Genomic DNA, 20,096 nt, shown 5'->3' with positions numbered 1-20,096 from the left:
TAGGATACAATTTCCTTAAATCGTTTTCGCTTCCTATACGTTCACATTTACGCAATTTCTACATAAGCATTCTTTAGTTTTTTGATTATTTTCGTTAAATATGTATTTTTTTGTAAATCAGGAGGTTTAGATATGAGAAAAGTATGGCAGGTGGTCATCATAGATATTCATCCTACAAGTATGCTGGGAACAAAGCTTATTTTGGAAGACCAGCAGGATTTGCTTGTTAGAGGGATGTCTTCCTCCGGCACAGAAGGCCTGGAGCTGGTTTGCTCCATTCGCCCGGAAATTATTTTAATGGACTATAGGTTGCCTGAGGGAACGGCGGAACCGTTTTTGACACAAATGCGGGTCTTGTCTCCGGACAGCCATATTGTTATTATGACGGATGAGGACAATATTACGTTGTTCCAGCAGTTAATCTCGCTTGGTGCAAATGGAATGCTATCCAAGCAGGCATCACCGAGCCAGTTAATTCACCTGATCAACGGTTTGCGCGAAGGATTTGCTTCATTACCAATGGATTGGATTCGTTGTGGAAACTGGCCATTTATGCCGTTAATGGCTTCGGAGCCTTTTGACGAATTGACGCAAACCGAAGTTTTTATTATGGAACGTATTGTCCAGGGAATTACATATGACAAAATTGCTGTCGAGATCGAAGTTAGTCGGCGCTCCATTGATAATTATTTACGTAAAATTTATGCGAAATTAGGTGTGTCCAGCCGGGCGCAGGCGATTGAACGTTATGCCTTATATGCGCGTCAGATGAAGCAGTTATATGCTTGACGCGTCAGCCCGGAGATCATGACTATTTTCAGGAGAAGGAGGATGTTCATGCAATATTCCTTTGCTTCACGAACGGCTGCGATGTTGGCTTCTCCAGTGCGTCATATCCGGGAAAATGCGAGAAAACATTCCTTTATATCTTTGGCTGAAGAATTGCCCGCACAAGAGCTGTTTCCGGTGAAACTATTGGAAGAAGCGGCTCATGATGTGTTTGGCTCCGGCCCTGACGCCCTCCAGTATGGTGAACCGGAGGGTTATTTTCCGTTGCGGGCATGGCTTGCGGGAGAGTGGGAACAGCGTAAAGGAGTAAGAGTACCGCCAGGTCAAATCCTTCTCACCACAGGTAGCCAGCAGGCTATTGACTTGATCGTAAGGCTGATGGTGGATGAGCGTGATCCGGTATTGGTCGAGAACCCGACATCCCCTGGATGTTTGCAGGTGTTATCTATGCAAGGGGCGCAGGTCGTTCCTGTAGAATCAGATGGAGAGGGCGTTATTCCTGATAAGCTTGAAGCTTTAATGATCCGTTATCGCCCCAAGCTTTTTTTTGCTACGCCAACGTTTACGAATCCGACAGGCTCCTTATGGAGCGCGGCTAGACGGCAGGAAATTTTGGATCTGTGTAGACGTCATGAGGTGTTGGTCGTTGAGGACGATTCTTACGGTGAATTGCATTTTAAGACAAAACACGAAACTCATGATAAGAGTCCGCATGCCCAGAGCCGAAAGTTTGCGGAGGCTTATCCCTCACTATTCGCGTTGGATCATGCGGGTCAGGGCGGTCAAGTGCTATATATCGGTTCATTTAATAAAACAGTTGCCCCTGCACTGCGAACTGGCTGGGCGGCTGGTCCTGCGCCGCTGATTGAAGGGATGTACGCCTTGAAGCAGCTGGCTGACGTGCAATCCAGTACGATGAACCAACGGCTGCTGTTCCAATTGCTTACCAACTCGCGTTTTCAATGGCACGAGCACTTGGCAATGTTAAACAAGGAATATTCAACTCGGCTCCAATTACTCTTGGAGCTGCTCAAACGTCCGTTTTGGAAAGATGTGACGTATCATATTCCATCTGGTGGGATGTATGTGTGGGTGAAATTGCCCGCTGGGCTGGACAGCGCCTTGCTGCTCAAAGCGGCGCTACCCAAGGGCGTAGCCTTTATGCCAGGTGCGCTGTGTGCGGTTGGCGATGAAGGTGCGTCCCATATTCGCCTTAACTTTAGCCACCCGGGCCGAGAACAGCTACTTATGGGCATGAATTTGATCGGTGAGACGATCGGTGAATTTACTGCGCGGAGCTAGTAATAGTCACCACCACGGGTCAGTCATCCTTTGCCTCCGCGATAATGGTTGAATAACCGGTGGATGCTTCTGCAATGTGCAGCTGTTCACCATCCTTGTTAAACTCTGCCGCCATTCCAGCGGCAGTTTCAATCCCCTGCTGCTGCAGCACTCCCGCATACTCGCTCAGGGCGGCTTCACCGAACGGAGTCAGCCGATAGCGACCGCGGGCTACACGTTCAAACCATCCGTAGTAATTGCGCTGGAGCACGGCAGCAGCATCGCTGACGGCTGCTGTACGGGCAAGCTGCGCCGGGGCGGCTTCTCCCAAGCCCTGCAAAGCAGCGGCTACGCGCAGTGCTTTTTCCCGGTAGGCAGTGACCAGCTTGCGCCGGGTGCTACCGCCGACATTGTGGTCACCGCTGCGTGCGTGGAATTCCCGCAGCAGCTTTTCCTTGCGCGAGCCGCGACGAATGGCAGTCGTTTTGTAAACATCATCACTAGATGCCACGGGCTTACACAGCACCTCAACGAGTGGAGGCTTTGTTTTAAAATACGTGACGGTGAGCAAGCCAAGCCCCAACTGGCGGCACAGTCCGATCAGTTCATTCCAGCGTTGATTCACCGCCCCTTTTTTGGCACGATTCCGTTCTACGGCTACATATACATTGCTGCTTAGCTTCAAGCGCTGCATACCTTGCAGCACTAACGCCAGGTTAAACGTCTTTTTTATCTCCACAATCAGTGGCGTTTGCTGCCCTGGCTTGATTCCCACCAAATCGCAGTTACGCACTTCTCCTTTGACTTCATATCCCAAATTTTCAAAAAAGGCTTTGACTGGAGCGTACAGCTCCGTCTCATGCCGAACCGCCATGGATTCTCCCGCTCCTTTATCCCATTATTCCGAGCTTATATTGTACCATAATGCGTCAGGTCCGCGTCGTTGTTGTCTATTTTAACATAGTGAATCCCTTTGTTTTTGGAAAAAGCCTAGAGACCTGTCACAAAAAATAGGTCAATTCTGAAATCAATCTGCATAGGTATGTATTACACTTTTTTTAAGAGGATCGCATCATATCCTGAAAGGCGTGACGAGTGTAGCCATAATCATCAAGAGTGGAGGATAGTCATTACGCAGTCATGGGAGGAACCGAGCATGAATATTTTTGACCGCCTTGCGGAGTACCGAGCGGAGAACAACCGCTTGGCCTGGAACGGCACTTTTAGAGAGTATATCGAGATACTCAAGAAAGACCCGACACCGGCGATGACCGCTCATGCACGGGTTTACAAAATGATTGAATCTTTTGGTGTAGAAGAGGTTGGGGGACATAAGCGATATAAATTTTTTGAGCAGGAGATTTTTGGGCTGGATCGTGCACTGGAGAAGCTGGTGGAGGAGTACTTCCATTCCTCAGCCAGGCGGCTTGATGTCCGCAAGCGTATCCTTCTTTTGATGGGACCTGTTAGCGGAGGGAAATCGACACTGGTCACCTTGCTAAAGCGTGGGCTGGAGAAGTTTTCAAGAACAGATCAGGGAGCTGTGTATGCTATAGAGGGCTGCCCTATGCATGAAGATCCCCTTCATCTTATTCCTCATGAGTTGCGTCCCGAATTCGAAAAGGAGCTGGGTGTACGCATTGAAGGTAATCTGTGCCCATCCTGCCAGATGAGATTGCGTACGGAATTTGATGGCGACATCGAAAAGGTGCGTGTGGAGCGGGTCTTTATATCGGAAGAAAACCGGATCGGCATAGGTACGTTCAGTCCTTCTGATCCAAAGTCACAGGATATTGCCGATTTGACAGGCAGCATCGACTTTTCCACCATTACGGAGTATGGTTCGGAATCTGATCCGCGCGCCTATCGATTTGACGGAGAACTGAATAAAGCGAATCGCGGACTGATGGAATTTCAGGAAATGCTGAAATGCGATGAGAAATTTTTATGGAATTTATTGTCTCTGACCCAGGAGGGAAATTTCAAGGCCGGACGGTTTGCGCTCATCAGTGCAGATGAATTGATCGTAGCTCACACGAATGAATCGGAGTATAAAAGCTTTATTGCGAATAAAAAGAACGAGGCGTTGCAATCGCGGATGATTGTAATGCCCATTCCCTATAATCTGAAAGTGTCCGAGGAAGAAAAGATTTATGCCAAACTCATTGAGCAAAGTGACATGCGTCATATTCACATCGCTCCTCATGCGCTGCGAACGGCGGCCATTTTCTCTGTGCTCACCCGGTTGAAAGAAACCAAGAAGCAGGGTATGGATTTGGTTAAAAAGATGCGCATGTATGACGGTGAGGAGGTCGAAGGCTATAAGGAGGCCGATCTGAAGGAGATGCAACATGAGTTTCTGGAAGAAGGTATGTCCGGCGTAGACCCAAGGTACGTCATTAATCGTATTTCCAGTGCGCTGATTAAGCAAAATGTGGAGTCCATCAATGCTCTGGATATTTTACGAGCCATTAAGGATGGTTTAGACCAACACGCTTCCATCACAAAGGAAGAACGGGAGCGTTATCTGAACTTCATTTCGGTGGCTCGTAAGGAATATGATGAATTGGCGAAAAAAGAAGTACAAAAGGCCTTTGTGTACTCTTTCGAAGAATCAGCCAAGACGCTGTTTGATAACTATTTAGATAACATCGAAGCTTTTTGCAATTGGGCGAAAATCCGCGATCCGCTCACAGATGAGGAGCTCGACCCGGATGAGCGGCTTATGCGTTCCATCGAGGAGCAGATCGGGGTGTCGGAAAATGCGAAAAAGGCATTCCGTGAGGAAATATTAATCCGTATTTCTGCCTATTCCCGCAAGGGGCGAAAGTTTGAGTATCATCATCATGATCGGCTGCGAGAAGCCATTGAAAAGAAGCTGTTCGCCGATTTGAAGGATATTGTGAAGATCACAACTTCGACCAAAACGCCTGATGCTAATCAGCTCAAACGGATGAATGAGGTGATTAAGCGGCTGATTGAGGAGCATGGCTACACTGGAGCCAGCGCCAACGATCTATTGAGGTATGTAGGCAGCCTCCTGAATCGGTAAGGGGAAATAAACAATGGTGTGAATGAGGCTATGGATTGAAATGGATGGTGAAGAGAATCCGGCAGGCACAGAGCGTTTGAGGTGCTGGCGGGTTCTTTTTTTTGTATTATTAGGGAATTGAATTTATACACTCTTCTGAAATTAATATGTAAACAATCACAATCAATCTTGTGTTTTTTAACATTTTCTAAAAAGTTGCCGATAAATATGGTAATGTAAAATCTATGTAAACTATTATTTGGAGGAACTTATGATTCATGTCGCTGAGAGTAGATTAAAACAGATACAATATATTGGTATTACTGATGGTGATTTGGCTTTATTGCACCACTATCAGGGGCTATTCCAATCTATTGTAAATGAGGTAGTGGATCGTTTTTATGAGCACGTAGAAAAGGTTCCGCATCTCGTGTCGATTATCTCTAAATGGTCGAATATTGAGCGACTAAAGCAAACACAACGTGAATACTGGCTTTCTCTTGCAGATGGGAAAATAGATGATCAGTTTATCGAACACCGCCTTTTTGTGGGGCAGGTACATTCCCGGATCGGATTGTCTTCCGATTATTATTTGGGTACGTACATTGCTTATCTGGATATTGCAATAGACATTTTAAAGCGTTCGGGGATAGAGGACTGGTATTCTATTGTGCACGCTCTTTCCAAAATGTTCAATCTGGATTCCCAACTTGTGTTGGAAGCTTATCAGGAAAAGGAAAAGGAGCAAGTTAACGAGCTCGCCGATGAACAAACGCAGATGCTGACTGTGGTGTCCCGAATTGCACAAAATTTGACGGGGATGATTGCCGAACTTAGGGAAAATACCGATAATATCGCGAAGAGTGCTTGCAATACTGCTTCTTCGCAGGAACATACAGAGGAACTAGTATTGCAATTGAGTGACGAGATTAAGCATATTGAACAGATGAGCAGTACCATTCGAGAATTGTCCGATCAGACTCATCTGCTGGGACTGAATGCGGCGATTGAGGCAGCCCATGCGCAAGAAGCAGGGCGTGGATTTCAAGTGGTGGCGCAGGAAGTGCGAAAGCTGGCATCTAATTCAAAGCAAGCACAGGAGCAAATTCAGCGCAAGGTGCTGGATATTGCCCGTATGCTTGACAGTGTGCAATCCGAAACCGCTACCACAACAGCCAGTGCCCGGCAACAGGCCTCCAGCTCGGAAGAATTGGCTTCATTCACAAAGCTGATTGAAAACATGGTGAAGGAATTGGAAATGTTGCAGCACTCCCCGGAAATGCTGGAGGTGTGAGATGTAGCTGATCGGTATATCCTGGGGAACTGGAAGTTTTCGGGCGTTAGCTGGGTGGATGGATACTGGCAAAGCGACGCTCTTCCTGTGTGGCAGTCCAATCAACGCAACAGAGGCAACAGAGGAAGTGCATATTCCTCTGAAAGAATACCGAATCTTTGAAACAAGGAATTAGAGGAAGCTTCTCTATTGTAACGCTTCAGTCAAAGATTTTTTTCCATTCCATATGAGCCGCAAGTACTCTTTTCCATAACTCGTCCCGTTCCTGGTGACTGTAGTTAACGAGCGGCTCACCAAATACATCTGCCAATACTTCCAGCCACTGCGACTTCTTATCCAGCTCTATTTTTTCCAAACCGTTTAGCCCACGTTTTTTCCAAATACATCCTCTGAGTTCATTCGCTTCTAATGCTTGCCTTTGCCGAATTAGAAACAGGTTAAACCATGGAGATTCCACGGAGCGGCTATAGAAATGATGTTTCGGCCTGAATTCTTCCAAATCCTGAACAACCGTAGGGGCAAAATCAACGCCAACAAATGAAGCAAGCGGGTCATGTTCTAAACGCCAACCATTAGTAATAACTTCAGATTCCATAACTTTATAACGAAGTGGGGTTTGTTCATAAGTCCCCATCAGGAGTGGAAGAGGCTCATATGGCATATCGCCCAGTCCGACATCTACAATCCATACTTCATCTTCTTGCTGCTCATTTAGCAAGTTCACTGTTAATCCAAGATGAAATGAATTAATGCGTGGCTCAGCTCCTAAAGGTTGTACCCCAGCATGATGCAGAGAAACTTTGTACCCTAGGGAATGTAGTAGCGCACTAAAGGCACCATTCAGATGAAAACAATAACCACTTCTCCCATGTAGAATGAGTTGAACAGATTCTTGAAAACCAATGGCAGCCGGCTTTCTTGCAAAAATGTCTAACGTTTGCCATGAAAGATGTTTTACATTTGCCTTATGCAACTCCACTAAATAGGATAGGGTAGGAGGCTGAACTTCGGGAATTCCGATTCTGTTCAAATAAGCTTTTATTTCTTCTTTTGTCATGGTGTACATGTGCAGTCACCTCTATTGTTAGTTTGCCAAATTCTCTTCTCGAAACAAATGAGCATTGAGTCTTAGCATCATTGTAAAAGGGGGGCGTGCTGTGTACAATGCTATAAATTTTTGGTTGTACCGGTACAATCAGAAAATCGATTCATTTAGTAACATGCCGATTTTCCTTAGCTAGTTGTCAAAACACAAAAAAACAGACCTTATCACCGGGTCTGTTTTTTTTTGCTTAGTTCCATGCCAACTGATTATAGCAGTGATCTAAGTTCACGTCGGTATTTGTTCAGATGCACGAATGATGGAATGACTCGCTTCGCAGAACGGAAGCCGCCTATTCTAAGGTTGCGGACTACATGATAGGGAGAGATCAATAGCATATGAAGCAGATGCAAATCCTGAGTGCTCAACGGTCGATATCGTTGATAAAATTCTATCGCGCGCAGCATCTTTGTCGCGTTCCATAGACAATTCCGATGAAGAAGATGGGAGAGATCCTTCATCCTTACATGTAGGGAACAATTTTCGAAGTCAATCAAATGGATTTTGAGCTGCCTGTCTTTGACCAGATTGGGATAGTTATAGTCACCGTGTATTAATGCAGCTGCTTTTTGCTCCTGCTGGATTGCTGCTCGAACTTTGGGTTGCTGTAGACGATATAACACTTCTTCACAAAGAGCTAGGAGATGTGCTGTGCCTTTGTAAGAACTGAGGCGTTTTTTATATTCAGCTATTTCATCGCTCAAGCCTTCATAACGGATTCTGGAAGGCGGCGCTTCCGTGACAGGAAAGCCTACGGCACTGGTGTGGAATTTGGCTAAAGTAGAAATTCCTTTTTTGAAGTCTATTCTTTTTGTAAATTCCGGCCTGGGTCCATGAACCCAATTGGTTAATGTATACGAAACGCCTTCATAGGTCATATAGGCTGTTTGCTGTACGGTTGGATAGACCTTTTGGCTACGTGTAAACCCGCGTTCATCCAGGTAGGACAAGACACGTGTAATAAAACGAATCTCTTCTTCCGGGAATTTATAGGGTTTTAAGCAGTAAGTTGTATTGGCAGTTTCAATCTTGTGAATGTCCTTCATTTGACGGCTACGCTGAATTTTGATTCCGTACATTTGCTCAACATTCGATAAAATCGACATTTTGCTCCTCACTTTCTTTTATACACGGGCCCATTCCTGCAAAATATGGATGATTTGTAATCGAAGAGGCCACGACTGATCCCAGTTGTCTAGGATTTCGCGGTCTCTTGAACGATTTGGATGTCGGGAAGCATGCCAAGCCTCTCGTGGCAGTTTATATAAAGCTGTAACAATCTTCCGCTCAGTTCGGCTGAGTGGCTTGCGTTTTTGGTATCCCCTCAACAAGGATTGCACAAATTCAGGATTGAATTGAGTTGTATTCATAAGAGCCTTTGCCAAATCAGCATAGACTGAGCCAATTTTAGCCCGATCCCAATCAATGATTTTAAGATGACCATCATCTGAAATAATGACATTCGGGGTGGTGATATCACTGTGTATCAAGGAGGGGTGCCGACGTTCCGTCCGAAGCAGTCTTATAATGGATGCGTCCTGCAAATCCTTCCATGCACGTCTGGATAAACGTTTACAGTCCTTGCCATGAGTGTTGTACCAGTTGCGGTACTCTTTATTCTGGCGGCTGATTTTTATCATTTTTTTTTGGAAAAGACGATCTTGGTTTTTCCATATCCGCAATTGTTGAATGGTCGGAGGGGACTTTCCTTTCTCCATCCGATGCAAGCCGGTGGATGTAGCGTGAAGTGTGGCAAGAGCCAACCCCAGTTTTTCGAAATCTTCGGCAGTCTCCAGTCCCCGTCCTTTGATCCACTGACTTACATAAAATGGCGTCTCTTGATACAAAGTCCATAGCTTACCGGAATGAGTGGGGAGCCATGTGGGCATGTAGGTATATTTTCTCTTTTTCAAAAGCCTTATATAGCTCGCAGCTCGTTCCATCTGTTGAATCGTATTTGAACGAGCCATCTTTGAACGACTAAAGGGCTTTAATGCATAAGTTCCCTTTTTCGTTTTTACTTGGATCACAGCATTTTTTCGGTACAGCGATGAGACTAAGCTTGATTTTAAGGGAATCAGGCCGAAACGACGGGTGATTTCGCGAATCTGTGCTTTTGTATAGGATTTCGCCATAAGAACCTCACTTGATTTTTAATTGAAGAAAAAGGTAATCCTTTGTTAGTTATCAGTCTATTCATGAGGAAATAATAGGTGCAGTTTTATGGGCTATTCTCGTTCTTTTCCTGTTCACGTTAGTCAAAAAAAACGGAGCAGCGAAAGTTCGCTGCTCCGTTTTAATTAGCACTGTATTATGCAAGTCTGGTCATGAATGGTGGGTGATTAGTTATCGTTGTTGTCATCATCTTCGTCTGTATCCACGATCGCTCCAGATGATGCATGGATTTCAAGCTCAACAGTTCCTTCGTTGGTGAGTACCTTGACCTCATAGATGAACTGTCCATCTTCCTTATCTAATTTAGAAGACAGAAGGGTACTCCCAGGCACATGCTTAAGTGCAATTTGTCCAGCCTGCTTTTCAGTTAGAGTGACGTGGTTGGGTTTGTAAAGGGAAGACTCGTCATTCGAGTCATGATCAAGCTCGGAATGGGAACGGATGGTTTTCCCAGTATAAGCATCAACCTCTATATCCCAATCTCTATCTCCTTGCTGAAGATCCACTTCATAGTAGACTTTTCCGTTCTTGCGCTCCAGTTCGACATCCTCAACTTGCGCATGATTTCCCACAGCTTTTTTGGCAATATTGGCAGCAGTAGTCGCTCCAATTAGTCCTGTAGGCTTAGCAGCCCATACGGCATTTGCCGAGACACCTGTAGCCGTAACTCCAAGCAGAACCGTGGCTGCTATTATTCCTAATGTATAGTTTTTTTTCATTACATAATTCCTCCTTGAGCTGTATGCTTGAATACAGCTTAACCCTTGAACATGAGAGGAACATAATAGAATCATGAGAAAACAATGAGAAGACATAAGCAAGATCATCAGGACGTCATGATTCGTCGTGATCCTGTTTTTCTTTTTCCCAAGTGATAGAGTCGATTGAGCCTGATACTGCATTGATCTGCACCACAGCCTCACGCCCATCGTGTATCTCAACCTCAACAAGATAATAGAGGCCTTTGTCATTGCGGTGCAGTTCAATGTCATCGGATGTTCCATTCACTGCTTTTGCAGCAAGCTTGGCTGCTTCATTCTCTGTAATGACAAGAGAAACCGGGTCAGTTTTATGGACTGGATTTGATTGGTCACTGGGCTCTGAGGAACCGGGCGTGTGATCTTGGGGTTCCTGCTTTGCATCTGTATACATCTGTGTCCGCTTTATGGATTGGATGACACCATCATAGGCGTTGACTTTTATTTCGTACTTCCCTTTGGCGCGTTCTAGCTTGATCACATAAAAATTATCCAAACGTTGGGATTCGAGCACCTCGCCGGGATACTGATGCAATACAGATTGGACCACGGCTTTTTCTTCCAAGGGCGAAGCTGCTAACGATCGTGCCCAGGGCCACTGTAAAAGGCAAATGGTGATCAATACAGCCGCTACCGTACCTCCAATCATCCAGGCATAGATCGTTTTCATCGGTTTTTCCTCCTTTGGCTTATTATTCTGGAACAGCAGGGAGGATGATCGTTGCAGTTGTTCCGCTTCCCTCTATGCTTTCTAGCCCAATTTGTGCTTGAATAGCTTGAGCAATTCCTGTAGCTAATGATAAGCCTAGCCCGGCCCCACCTTCCTCGCGGCTTCTGGCTTCGTCCACACGATAAAAGCGGTCGAAAACTTTAGATAACTTTTCTTCAGGAATTCCAATTCCTTGATCTGTGATTCTTATGCAAGGTTGAGCCGTACCGCCCACAATATCAATCATCAGGTGTATCGGCTCGTCACTGTATTTGCGTGCATTATCCAAAAATATAAATAGAAGTTGTTTTAGTTTATTCTCGTCCGTGTAGGCAGTGCAGTCTGTCTGTACATCCAGTTGAATTTGTCGGGCGAAAGCATTTTCAAATGTAGCTTTCAGTTCTGTCCCTACTTTGGTCAAACGTACAGGTTCTAACACGACATTCCATTGTTCTTCGTTTCTGGCCAACAGAAGAAGCTGTTCTGCCATATCCTTCATTCGGATCGCCTCAGAATGGATTGCTTCAACGGATTCGGCAAAAATACTGGGATTATGCAATCCCCGTCGTTTAAGCAAACTAGCATAACTTTCAATAATGGTTAGAGGTGTTTTCAATTCATGGGACGCATTCGAAACGAATTGTTCTTGGCGAACGAAATTCCGCTCCAGCAATTCAATCATGTCATTAAACGTTTCTCCCATTTCGACTAGCTCGTCGCGTGATGACGAATTGAGCGGAAGACGTTTGAATTTTCCGCTACGTTGAATCTCTTTCATCGTGCTAATCATGGATGTAATTGGATGTGTAATCAGTCTGCCCAGCAGTCTTCCCGATATGACGACAGGAATAAGAGCAATTCCTGTGACTGCAATAAGTACGATTTTGAGTACCTGGAGCGTCTGCATCGTCGGTTGCAGACTTTCGGTCACCTGAAGATTGACAACCTCTCCATTCGACCAAATCATGGGGACCGAAACGAGAATATAACGGTTGCTTTCATGGGTAATGATGCGAACCTGCCGTGTTTCATTAAAAACGCCCTTCATCAAGCTGAGAGACTGCTCTGATGAAGAGGTGATAGGAGCAAGAAAATCGCCTTCCGGTCTCATCAGACGAAGCATGCCGTCCAGAGGCACATAGGCTCGTAGCAGATCCTCAGCGGCTATGGATACTGGAGCGCGTTGAATGCCATGAATCATGTTCTCTGCTGCGGCCTCTACCTGGTTTTTTCGACTGTCTATTGAAAGTTGGCTGAATAGAAAATAGACTGAGAAATTAATAGCCACAAGTAGAATCCCGAATAATAACGAGGTGTACGTATGGATTTTGTTCTGCAGCTTCATAACGATTCCTTCAGAACATAACCAATACCGCGCACTGTATGAATCAGCTCAGGGAGCTGGCGCGTGGGGTCAATTTTATTGCGTACGTAGCGAATATACACATCGACGACATTGGTATCACCGATATAATCAATGCCCCATACATTTTCCAGTAATTGTTCACGACTAAGGACCTGCCGCTGATGTCGGAGTAAATGAACGAGCAAGTCAAACTCTCGCGGCGTAAGCTCAATGTTGTGCTCTCCCCGAAGCACTTCACGTGTACCCTCATGAAGACGTAAATCTCCGGCACTAAGCCATTGATCTGCCACTTGTAAAGCCATGTCTTTCGTTGCACCTACCCTGAGCGCGGCCCTTACACGTGCAAGCAGCTCTTCGATCACAAAAGGTTTGGTAACATAGTCATTGGCTCCCAAATCGAGTCCCTCGACCTTATCCGCAATGGAACTTTTAGCCGTCAGTAAAATGACAGGAACGTTCGCATCATGTTTACGAATCCTCCGAAGGAGTTCGATGCCATTGATACCGGGAATCATAATATCCAGTAAAACTAGATCCCAACTACCTTTGCAATAGGTCTCCAGCCCATCAATTCCGTTCTTTTCTTTACTTACTTGATAGCCTTCAAATTCAAGTTCGATCTCTAGAAGTCGGGCAATCTTCTCTTCGTCTTCTACGATCAAAATGGATTGGTTCATAATCATGCCCTCCTGTAGGCGAATAGCCGATACGGAAGTATTTTAGCATATACGGACAGGTAAGACACTTCAAAACACAGGTCTGGGAGAGAAAGAGATTAGTATGGTGTGTTATATTTATCGACATTAAAAAATGATAATAGCGCTATAAGTTTGTTTTTTTATTCTGTGAGCACAAGAAAAAGATCCATGTTTTGGCCGAAATGAACATTGTTATGCTAGAAAAGTTGCATTAACATAAACTAAAATTCATCAATTGGTGAAATCTGCGATTTCTTCAGCTACTTTCGGAACGCCAATAGCCTGCTCATTCCAATTTAAGCTCCTATCTTATGGAAACACCTGATAAGGGCAGGCGGCAGGCTTGCCCTTTGTCATCAGGAGCGTAAAATAAAATGAAGCGAAAGCAGAGATTCAAGATGTATAAGCTTGGAATGATTACGATTGGACAATCCCTTCTTCGGTCAGATGTAGCCCCTATCGTAGAAAGGGCATTAGAAGGACGGGCCAAGCTGGTGCAGGCACTTGGGGCAGCGGCTGGAGCTCGCCTGGCAACTATGCCTGGCATGACCGATGATATGTTCATGAACGTTTTTTGAGGTAGGGAGGGAAGGACATGGATAAAAGAATACTGATAGCGGACGATGAGGCGAGTATTCGGAATGCACTGGCCTATGCGTTAAAGCGGGAAGGTTTTTTGGTGGAAACTGCTGTGGATGGAGAGGATGCATTGGAAAAAGTGCGTTTGTTCCACCCGGATGTGCTCATACTGGATGTGATGATGCCCAAACTGGGCGGATATGAGGTGTGTCGCCGTTTGGAAAGCCGGAAGGGCGTTGGTATTCTACTGCTAACCGCCAAAAATGATATCGTCGATAAGGTGCTTGGACTGGAGCTGGGAGCAGACGATTTTATGAGCAAGCCGTTTGACCTGAGAGAACTGCTCGCACGTATTAAGGCATTAGTACGGAGACTGGAACGAGAAGGAGGACCTGCGCCGGAAGGAACGGAGGTAATACTGGGTCCATTACGAGTGCGTCCATCTAGCCGAACGGCCGAACTCGGAGTAAAAGCATTGGATCTGACCCCCAAGGAGTTTGATGTACTGGCTCTGCTGGTGTCCCATACTGGGAGGGTGTATACACGGGACGATCTGTTGGAACAAGTATGGGGCATTGATTATGTGGGAGGAACGCGGACGGTGGATATTCATATTCAGCGCTTGCGCAAAAAATTGGAACCGCACCAGTCGATGCTGCAGACCGTATATGGAATCGGCTATAAGGCGGAGAAAATGACGTGAACGAACATCATTCACTCCATACACAAGAAAGCTTGCAGTCTACTGACCTACCGAAGGATAAACATAAGCGTACAGGCTTGAGCCTGCGCTGGAAATTTCCGCTGGTCCTGGCGGCTTTACTGCTGTTTACTGTCGGTGTGCTGAGCTGGCTCGTGCTTACTGGTATTCGTGCCAATCAGACAGAGCAAATGGAACGCGGCTTAAAGCGTCAGGTGGAAATCGTGGAGATGCGCGTAAAACAGTCTTACCTGTTGGGAACTGGCCAATCACCCGAAGACTTCATGAAAAAGCAAGCGCCACAGCTTGCCGTGGAACTCGGTGTGTCCAGTAATATGCGCGTTATTTTATATGATGGTCGGGGGCATGAGGTCGGAAATTCTCTGCCACTGGCTTATAGAACAGATGTCGGTCAGGCGCTTTCTTATGCGCTCCAAGGGAAAATTGCGTATATTACAGAAGGTAGCTCAGTGACCTATCTAGCTCCGCTTCAAGGTCCAGACGGCTTGCTGGGAGTGGTACAGCTTCATAGCTCAATAGAAGCACAGCAGCAGTTTTACCAGGACATTGCCCGCTTGTTTTTATGGACAGGAGGTGCGGTGCTGGTCTTAAGCTTTATTCTTGGCTTAGGCTATGTCAGCCGCCAGACGAGGGACATCGGACGACTGACTCGCGCTTCTGAGCAGATCTCGGCAGGGCACTATCCAGAAGCCAGATTGCTGCGACGGCAGGACGAGCTGGGAAGGCTGGATGAAGGGATGCTCCAGATGAGTCATGTGATCCGGGCAAGTATTACCGCGCTCGAAAATGAAAAGCTTCGGCTGGAAGAAGCGGTTCGGCGTTTGAGAGAGCTAGAGCAGCAGCAAAAGACTTTTATTGGCAATATCAGCCATGAACTGAAGACTCCGTTGACCTCTATTCAGGCTTATGCTGATTTGCTGGATATGTATGGGGATGATCCCGAATTGGTGCGTGAAGCCAGAGAAAGTATCGGTAAGGAAACCAAACGGTTGTATGAGCTTGTCGAGGATTCACTGAGACTATCTGTGCTGGACAAATATGATTTTGAATTACATACGGAGGAAGTGGAGCTGCATTTGCTGCTCGAAGATGCAGGTAGCCGAATCCGGGGGAAAGCTGCGGCGCGTGGACTGAATTTTTCGATGAATACCATTCCAGCCAAGGTGTGTGGAGACCCTAAGCATCTGATGCATATTGTGCTGAATTTGCTGGATAATGCAGTGAAATACAATCAGGACGAAGGCTGGATTACGTTATCTAATCGAGTGGAAAAGGACACCGTGATAGTGTATATACGCAATTCCGGTCCATGGATTCCTCGGGAAAAATGGGACATGATTTTTGAGCCGTTTGCTACCTTAAGTCGTGATCGTTCTCGTCAAGACAGTGGCACGGGACTTGGCCTGCCTTTGGCACGCAGACTGGCGGAGCGCATGGGTGGAGAGTTGCAGCTCACAGCTTCAGACGAAACCGGGTTGGAAAATGGCAATGGTCATTCAGGTGCAAGTGGCAATGAATTTTCGCTCAGGCTACCCCTGTTGGTTCACGATGGCTTCCAGTAGTTGGACCGCTCGATAGCTATAGAACTGGAAATGTTGTCTTATTTACAATTTGGAAACAATTCGATGTATTCACGAGATGTTCAGGCATTAAGCTGGGGGTAACGTTAACAAGGAGGCCGTTGTACATGATGAAGAGAAACCTAGACAGCCACGGGCAAAAGAACGGCTTTCCTCGTCTCAAACATCCCTATGCACGCTTTTTCAGACACAAAGTCACAGGATTGCTCATGACTGGCTTGATCGCTGGAGGATTGCTCGGCGGCTGCGGCATAAAAAGCGCAGGAGAGACAATTCCAACATCCGGTATGAAACCGGGGCAAAAGCTTACTGTGATTGACATGAAGGCAGCTCGGCAGCAAGTATCGGACGAGCTGGTGGTACAGTCCATTGACAGGCTGGGGGATGTCTACGCGAGGTCATGGCTGAGTGATGAAGAGCTGATTGTGGAACGTCAGAATCAGTTATGGATTCATAATGTAAAGACCAATAAGGAACGAGTTTTAACACCAGGTCGTAAGGCTCTACAGTTACTTGCTGTGGTTTCTCCGGATCAGCGCCATGTCTTTTTTACGGAGGGCAGCACCAGCAGCAAGTATGATATTCAGGGCTATATCTTAGAGCTAAGCAGCGGCAAGGTTACATCGGTTGGCCAGCTGGACATGACTAACGAAGTGAGCTGGGGCGATAGGGATCATCTCATTACAGGTACACCAGACGGTAAGATACATCTGATTGGACTGGACGGCAAAGCTGAAGAATTGAGTTTTCAAGATCCAAATCACTTAGAATTAATTGCTCATGTCGAAAAAGTGGGTAACGCCATATTTTATACAGGCCATGATAAACAAGGGTATCCGGTACTGAATCGGTTCACTCTCAATCATCCTCAAGCTGTGACCATTGCAGAGGGGGCCATGTCTTTTGCCTTGTCGCTTGATGGTAAATCTATTGCCATTGAAAAGCGGAAATGGAATACATCCGAACCTGCTTGTATGATCATTTTGGATGAACAAGGCAAAGAGAAAGGGATCGTGGGTCAAGGGACTTTAATGAGTCGTGGAAGCTGGTCCAGCGACGGGTCCAAGCTTGCTTTTTCCATTTATGATGAGGATCAGCAAGGTATGAGAGGGTTGTATGTGTTTGACCAATCCACGGGTAAAACCACTCCCGTTACGACCGATATCCAGTCCTATGACAGTCCAACAGTGTGGAGCCCTTCCGCCCGGTTTTTATCCATGTACCAGAACATTTCGGAAGGTGGAAAACAACTGAATCAGAGCTACATCGTCGAATTTAAGAAAAAGCAGTAAAAAAAGGCGCATTTCCTTCTTCGGAATGCACCTTTTTTAATTAGGCTGGTTATTCGATTGTGTATCACTATACAAATTTGCGATGATGTTTCTTACCGTCATATGAAAATAAGGCGAGCTTACCTTCAATCATTGTTTCCAAATGAACGGTGCGCCCCCATAGCTGATATACATACGGAAGCGTACGCTCCATATATTTTAAATCCAGTTCAATGCCTTCATACTGGTGCTTGAGCTTTAACTCGCCTGTATGCAGATAATCTCCGTCTTCAACAACGATATAAGGGGAGCCTCCATTTACACGTGAGAACACAAGCTGATCCCGTATGTTTTCCCAGGATTTATCGGTAATTTTCCAATCCGGTCCCCGTTTTTCAAACACGTACAGATCCAAATCCTCCGTTAGTTGCTTGGTCATGTAATTGCGTATAAAGGAGGTATCCGAATCAAACTCTCGCACCTCGAACATTTTAGCTCGCCCTTCGCCCGGTTTGCGTCCTTGGCGCTCTTGCTCCTCGCGGGTCGGGTTATCCCATCGCTTTTCAATATCTTCAAATATTTTCAATCCCAAATAATACGGATTCAAGCTTTGCTTGGAAGGCTGCACAACGGAGGCGTTCAGCATGGCAAATTCAACGGTTTCATCCCCAGTCAAATCCAGTTCTCTGACAATCCGTTGATGCCAATAGGAGGCCCAGCCTTCATTCATGATTTTGGTCTCCATTTGGGGCCAGAAATACAGCATTTCGTCCCGCAGCATCGTCATGATGTCCCGCTGCCAGTCCTCCAATACCTCGGAGAATTCCTGAATAAACCAGACAATATCTTTTTCAGGTTCCGGTGGGAACTGGCGTACCTTAATACCCTCGGCTGAATCATGCTGCTTTACTGTGTCCAGTGACCACAGATCATCGTAAGGTCCGATGGGACGCTGGTGTTTTTTAGGTTCTTTTTGCTCCTTGATTTTGAGTTCCATGTAGCGTTGTTTATCCAGATGCCTTGGTTTGATGAGCTGTGGGTCTACATGTTCCTGTATCGCCAGTACAGAGTCAATGAAGGATTCCACGGCCTTTGAGCCGTACTCCATTTCATAGCTGCTGATCCGTTCTGCGGTGGCAGACATGCTCTCTACCATATTGCGGTTGGAGGCCGAGAAGCGGGCGTTGTGTTTAAAAAAATCGCAGTGTGCCAGTACATGGGCGACAATCAGTTTATTTTGCACCAAAGAATTTCCATCCAGCAGGAAAGCGTAGCAGGGATTGGAGTTAATGACCAGCTCATAGATTTTACTCAATCCAAAATCGTACTGCATTTTCATCTTGTGAAATGTTTTTCCGAAACTCCAGTGGCTGAAGCGCGTGGGCATACCATACGCCCCGAATGTGTATACAATATCCGCCGGACAAATCTCATACCGCATCGGGTAGTAGTCGAGCCCGAATCCATCTGCAATCTCCATAATTTCTGATATCGCGTACTCAAGCTCTTTCTGATCGGTGCTCATCCTACCGTTCCCCCTTCCCGTTTGCGAAAAAAGGTACGTAAGGCTTGGTATACCTCACCTTTTTCCTTGATGACATAGTACATAAACTGATCCGTTTTAATATTCTTGTAGGCTGACATCAGCGTACTGCTGCGATTATATTGGTTCACCTCTCCATAGCCGAACATATTGCTGCGCTTCATAAGCTCCTCGATTAGTTTCACACACCGTTCATTGTCTGAGCTTAGGTTATCGCCATCGGAGAAATGGAAGGGATAAATATTATAAGTCGAAGGAGGATAGCGTTTATCGATAATCTCCAATGCTTTCAAATAGGCAGAAGAGCAGATTGTGCCGCCACTTTCACCGCGAGTAAAAAATTCTTCCTCCGTAACCTCCTTGGCTTCGGTATGATGCGCAAGAAAAACAATTTCCACCTTTTCATATTGGCGACGCAAAAAGCGGGTCATCCAGAAAAAGAAGCTGCGGGCGCAATATTTTTCAAAAGATCCCATACTGCCTGAGGTGTCCATCATAGCGATAATTACCGCATTGGATTGGGGAATGGTCTTCTCTTCCCATGTTTTGTAGCGAAGATCGTCCGGACTAATATGATGAATGCCCGGATTCCCCTCACGCGCGTTGCGGCGCAGATTTTCGAGAATCGTTCGTTTCTTGTCAATGTTCGCTTGCATGCCTTTTTTGCGTATATCATTGAATACGATAGATTCAACCTCAATTTGATCCTTATCTTTTTGCTGCAAATGCGGCAATTCCATTTCCTCAAACAGCATATCTTCGAGTTCTTCTATGCTGACTTCTGTTTCCATAATATCGTGTCCCGGTTGGTCGCCTGCTTTCTCACCTTTACCTGGCTTTTGGGAAGCAGGATCACGTCCGATGACATCTCCCACCTGACTGTCGCCATCCCCTTGGCCTACATGCTTTTGCTTTTGGTAGTTATAAATGAAGCGATATTCATCCAGACTGCGAATGGGCACTTTGATAATCTGTTGACCGTCCGACATTATAATATTTTCTTCCGTAATCAGATCGGGTAGATTTTGTTTAATGACATCTTTGACCTTCTGCTGATGGCGTTGCTGGTCCTGGTACCCTTTGCGATGCAGCGACCAATCTTCGCGGGATACGACGAATGAATATGGCTGGCGTGGTTCCGTCATTGTTAGGCACCCCCCAAGTGGATACACGGCACAGTTTGGCCTTGTTGGTTATTA

The 20,096-nt window shown here is 46.0% G+C and carries 17 protein-coding genes and 1 pseudogene; 8 read left to right on the top strand and 10 right to left on the bottom strand.

Features of this window, described 5'->3' with window-relative positions:
• Positions 1 to 132 precede the first annotated feature (132 nt).
• Both C0638_RS00315 and C0638_RS00310 read left to right on the top strand, forming a co-directional pair.
• Positions 133 to 789: a response regulator transcription factor gene (locus C0638_RS00315; RefSeq protein WP_013370141.1), complete on the top strand. Its 657-nt coding sequence runs from the start codon at positions 133 to 135 to the stop codon at positions 787 to 789.
• 48 nt (positions 790 to 837) lie between these two features.
• Complete coding sequence (locus C0638_RS00310; RefSeq protein ID WP_013370142.1) at positions 838 to 2,091, top strand: aminotransferase-like domain-containing protein; 1,254 nt, start codon at positions 838 to 840, stop codon at positions 2,089 to 2,091.
• A gap of 19 nt (positions 2,092 to 2,110) precedes the next feature.
• Here C0638_RS00310 and C0638_RS00305 read toward each other — a convergent pair whose 3' ends face one another.
• Entirely contained in the window at positions 2,111 to 2,944 is an 834-nt protein-coding gene (locus C0638_RS00305; protein WP_058711783.1) for a DUF2161 domain-containing phosphodiesterase, read from the bottom strand.
• 282 nt (positions 2,945 to 3,226) lie between these two features.
• Here C0638_RS00305 and C0638_RS00300 point away from each other — a divergent pair, with 282 nt between their 5' ends.
• Both C0638_RS00300 and C0638_RS00295 read left to right on the top strand, forming a co-directional pair.
• The gene (locus C0638_RS00300; RefSeq protein WP_013370145.1) at positions 3,227 to 5,122 is read left to right on the top strand and encodes a PrkA family serine protein kinase; all 1,896 of its coding nucleotides are present in this window, start codon (positions 3,227 to 3,229) and stop codon (positions 5,120 to 5,122) included.
• A 250-nt stretch (positions 5,123 to 5,372) separates the two neighbouring features.
• Entirely contained in the window at positions 5,373 to 6,395 is a 1,023-nt protein-coding gene (locus tag C0638_RS00295) for a globin-coupled sensor protein (RefSeq protein ID WP_058711784.1), read from the top strand.
• A gap of 199 nt (positions 6,396 to 6,594) precedes the next feature.
• Here C0638_RS00295 and C0638_RS00290 read toward each other — a convergent pair whose 3' ends face one another.
• From C0638_RS00290 to C0638_RS00260, 7 genes are all read right to left on the bottom strand, one after another.
• Positions 6,595 to 7,461, bottom strand: a complete 867-nt coding sequence (locus C0638_RS00290; RefSeq protein ID WP_058711785.1) for an arylamine N-acetyltransferase family protein — start codon at positions 7,459 to 7,461, stop codon at positions 6,595 to 6,597.
• 245 nt (positions 7,462 to 7,706) lie between these two features.
• Positions 7,707 to 8,603 (bottom strand): phosphotransferase, encoded by an 897-nt coding sequence (locus C0638_RS00285; RefSeq protein ID WP_058711786.1) that lies wholly within the window; start codon positions 8,601 to 8,603, stop codon positions 7,707 to 7,709.
• 18 nt (positions 8,604 to 8,621) lie between these two features.
• Positions 8,622 to 9,632 carry an aminoglycoside phosphotransferase family protein gene (locus C0638_RS00280; RefSeq protein WP_013370149.1) on the bottom strand — a complete coding sequence of 337 codons (1,011 nt, stop codon included), beginning with the start codon at positions 9,630 to 9,632 and terminating at the stop codon, positions 8,622 to 8,624.
• A gap of 207 nt (positions 9,633 to 9,839) precedes the next feature.
• The gene (locus tag C0638_RS00275; RefSeq protein WP_058711787.1) at positions 9,840 to 10,391 is read right to left on the bottom strand and encodes a PepSY domain-containing protein; all 552 of its coding nucleotides are present in this window, start codon (positions 10,389 to 10,391) and stop codon (positions 9,840 to 9,842) included.
• Positions 10,392 to 10,506: 115 nt separating this feature from the next.
• Positions 10,507 to 11,100: a PepSY domain-containing protein gene (locus C0638_RS00270; RefSeq protein ID WP_058711788.1), complete on the bottom strand. Its 594-nt coding sequence runs from the start codon at positions 11,098 to 11,100 to the stop codon at positions 10,507 to 10,509.
• Positions 11,101 to 11,122: 22 nt separating this feature from the next.
• Positions 11,123 to 12,484: a sensor histidine kinase gene (locus tag C0638_RS00265; protein ID WP_025676401.1), complete on the bottom strand. Its 1,362-nt coding sequence runs from the start codon at positions 12,482 to 12,484 to the stop codon at positions 11,123 to 11,125.
• On the bottom strand, positions 12,481 to 13,182 hold the full coding sequence (locus tag C0638_RS00260; protein WP_013370153.1) for a response regulator transcription factor: 702 nt from the start codon (positions 13,180 to 13,182) through the stop codon (positions 12,481 to 12,483). The genes C0638_RS00265 and C0638_RS00260 overlap by 4 nt, the downstream gene beginning before the upstream one ends.
• Positions 13,183 to 13,577: 395 nt before the next feature.
• Between C0638_RS00260 and C0638_RS00255 the strand changes: the two are divergent.
• From C0638_RS00255 to C0638_RS00240, 4 genes and pseudogenes are all read left to right on the top strand, one after another.
• Positions 13,578 to 13,724, top strand: a pseudogene (locus tag C0638_RS00255) (protein aroM); the annotation flags it as partial.
• Positions 13,725 to 13,798: 74 nt separating this feature from the next.
• Positions 13,799 to 14,485, top strand: a complete 687-nt coding sequence (locus C0638_RS00250; RefSeq protein ID WP_025676402.1) for a response regulator transcription factor — start codon at positions 13,799 to 13,801, stop codon at positions 14,483 to 14,485.
• Positions 14,482 to 16,065, top strand: a complete 1,584-nt coding sequence (locus C0638_RS00245; protein WP_058711789.1) for a sensor histidine kinase — start codon at positions 14,482 to 14,484, stop codon at positions 16,063 to 16,065. The genes C0638_RS00250 and C0638_RS00245 overlap by 4 nt, the downstream gene beginning before the upstream one ends.
• 125 nt (positions 16,066 to 16,190) lie before the next feature.
• Positions 16,191 to 17,375: a hypothetical protein gene (locus C0638_RS00240; protein ID WP_058711790.1), complete on the top strand. Its 1,185-nt coding sequence runs from the start codon at positions 16,191 to 16,193 to the stop codon at positions 17,373 to 17,375.
• A gap of 67 nt (positions 17,376 to 17,442) precedes the next feature.
• On the opposite strand, the gene C0638_RS00235 is transcribed toward C0638_RS00240, so the two are convergent.
• The gene (locus C0638_RS00235; RefSeq protein WP_058711791.1) at positions 17,443 to 18,879 is read right to left on the bottom strand and encodes a SpoVR family protein; all 1,437 of its coding nucleotides are present in this window, start codon (positions 18,877 to 18,879) and stop codon (positions 17,443 to 17,445) included.
• A complete protein-coding gene (gene yhbH / locus C0638_RS00230) occupies positions 18,876 to 20,042 on the bottom strand; it encodes a sporulation protein YhbH (protein ID WP_013370159.1) in 1,167 nt (388 codons plus the stop codon). Before yhbH ends, C0638_RS00235 begins: the two co-directional genes overlap by 4 nt.
• Positions 20,043 to 20,096 lie beyond the last annotated feature (54 nt).

The organism is Paenibacillus sp. lzh-N1 (assembly GCF_002872435.1).
GTDB lineage: Bacteria > Bacillota > Bacilli > Paenibacillales > Paenibacillaceae > Paenibacillus > Paenibacillus polymyxa_C.
This window is presented reverse-complemented; position numbering and strand designations above follow the sequence as displayed.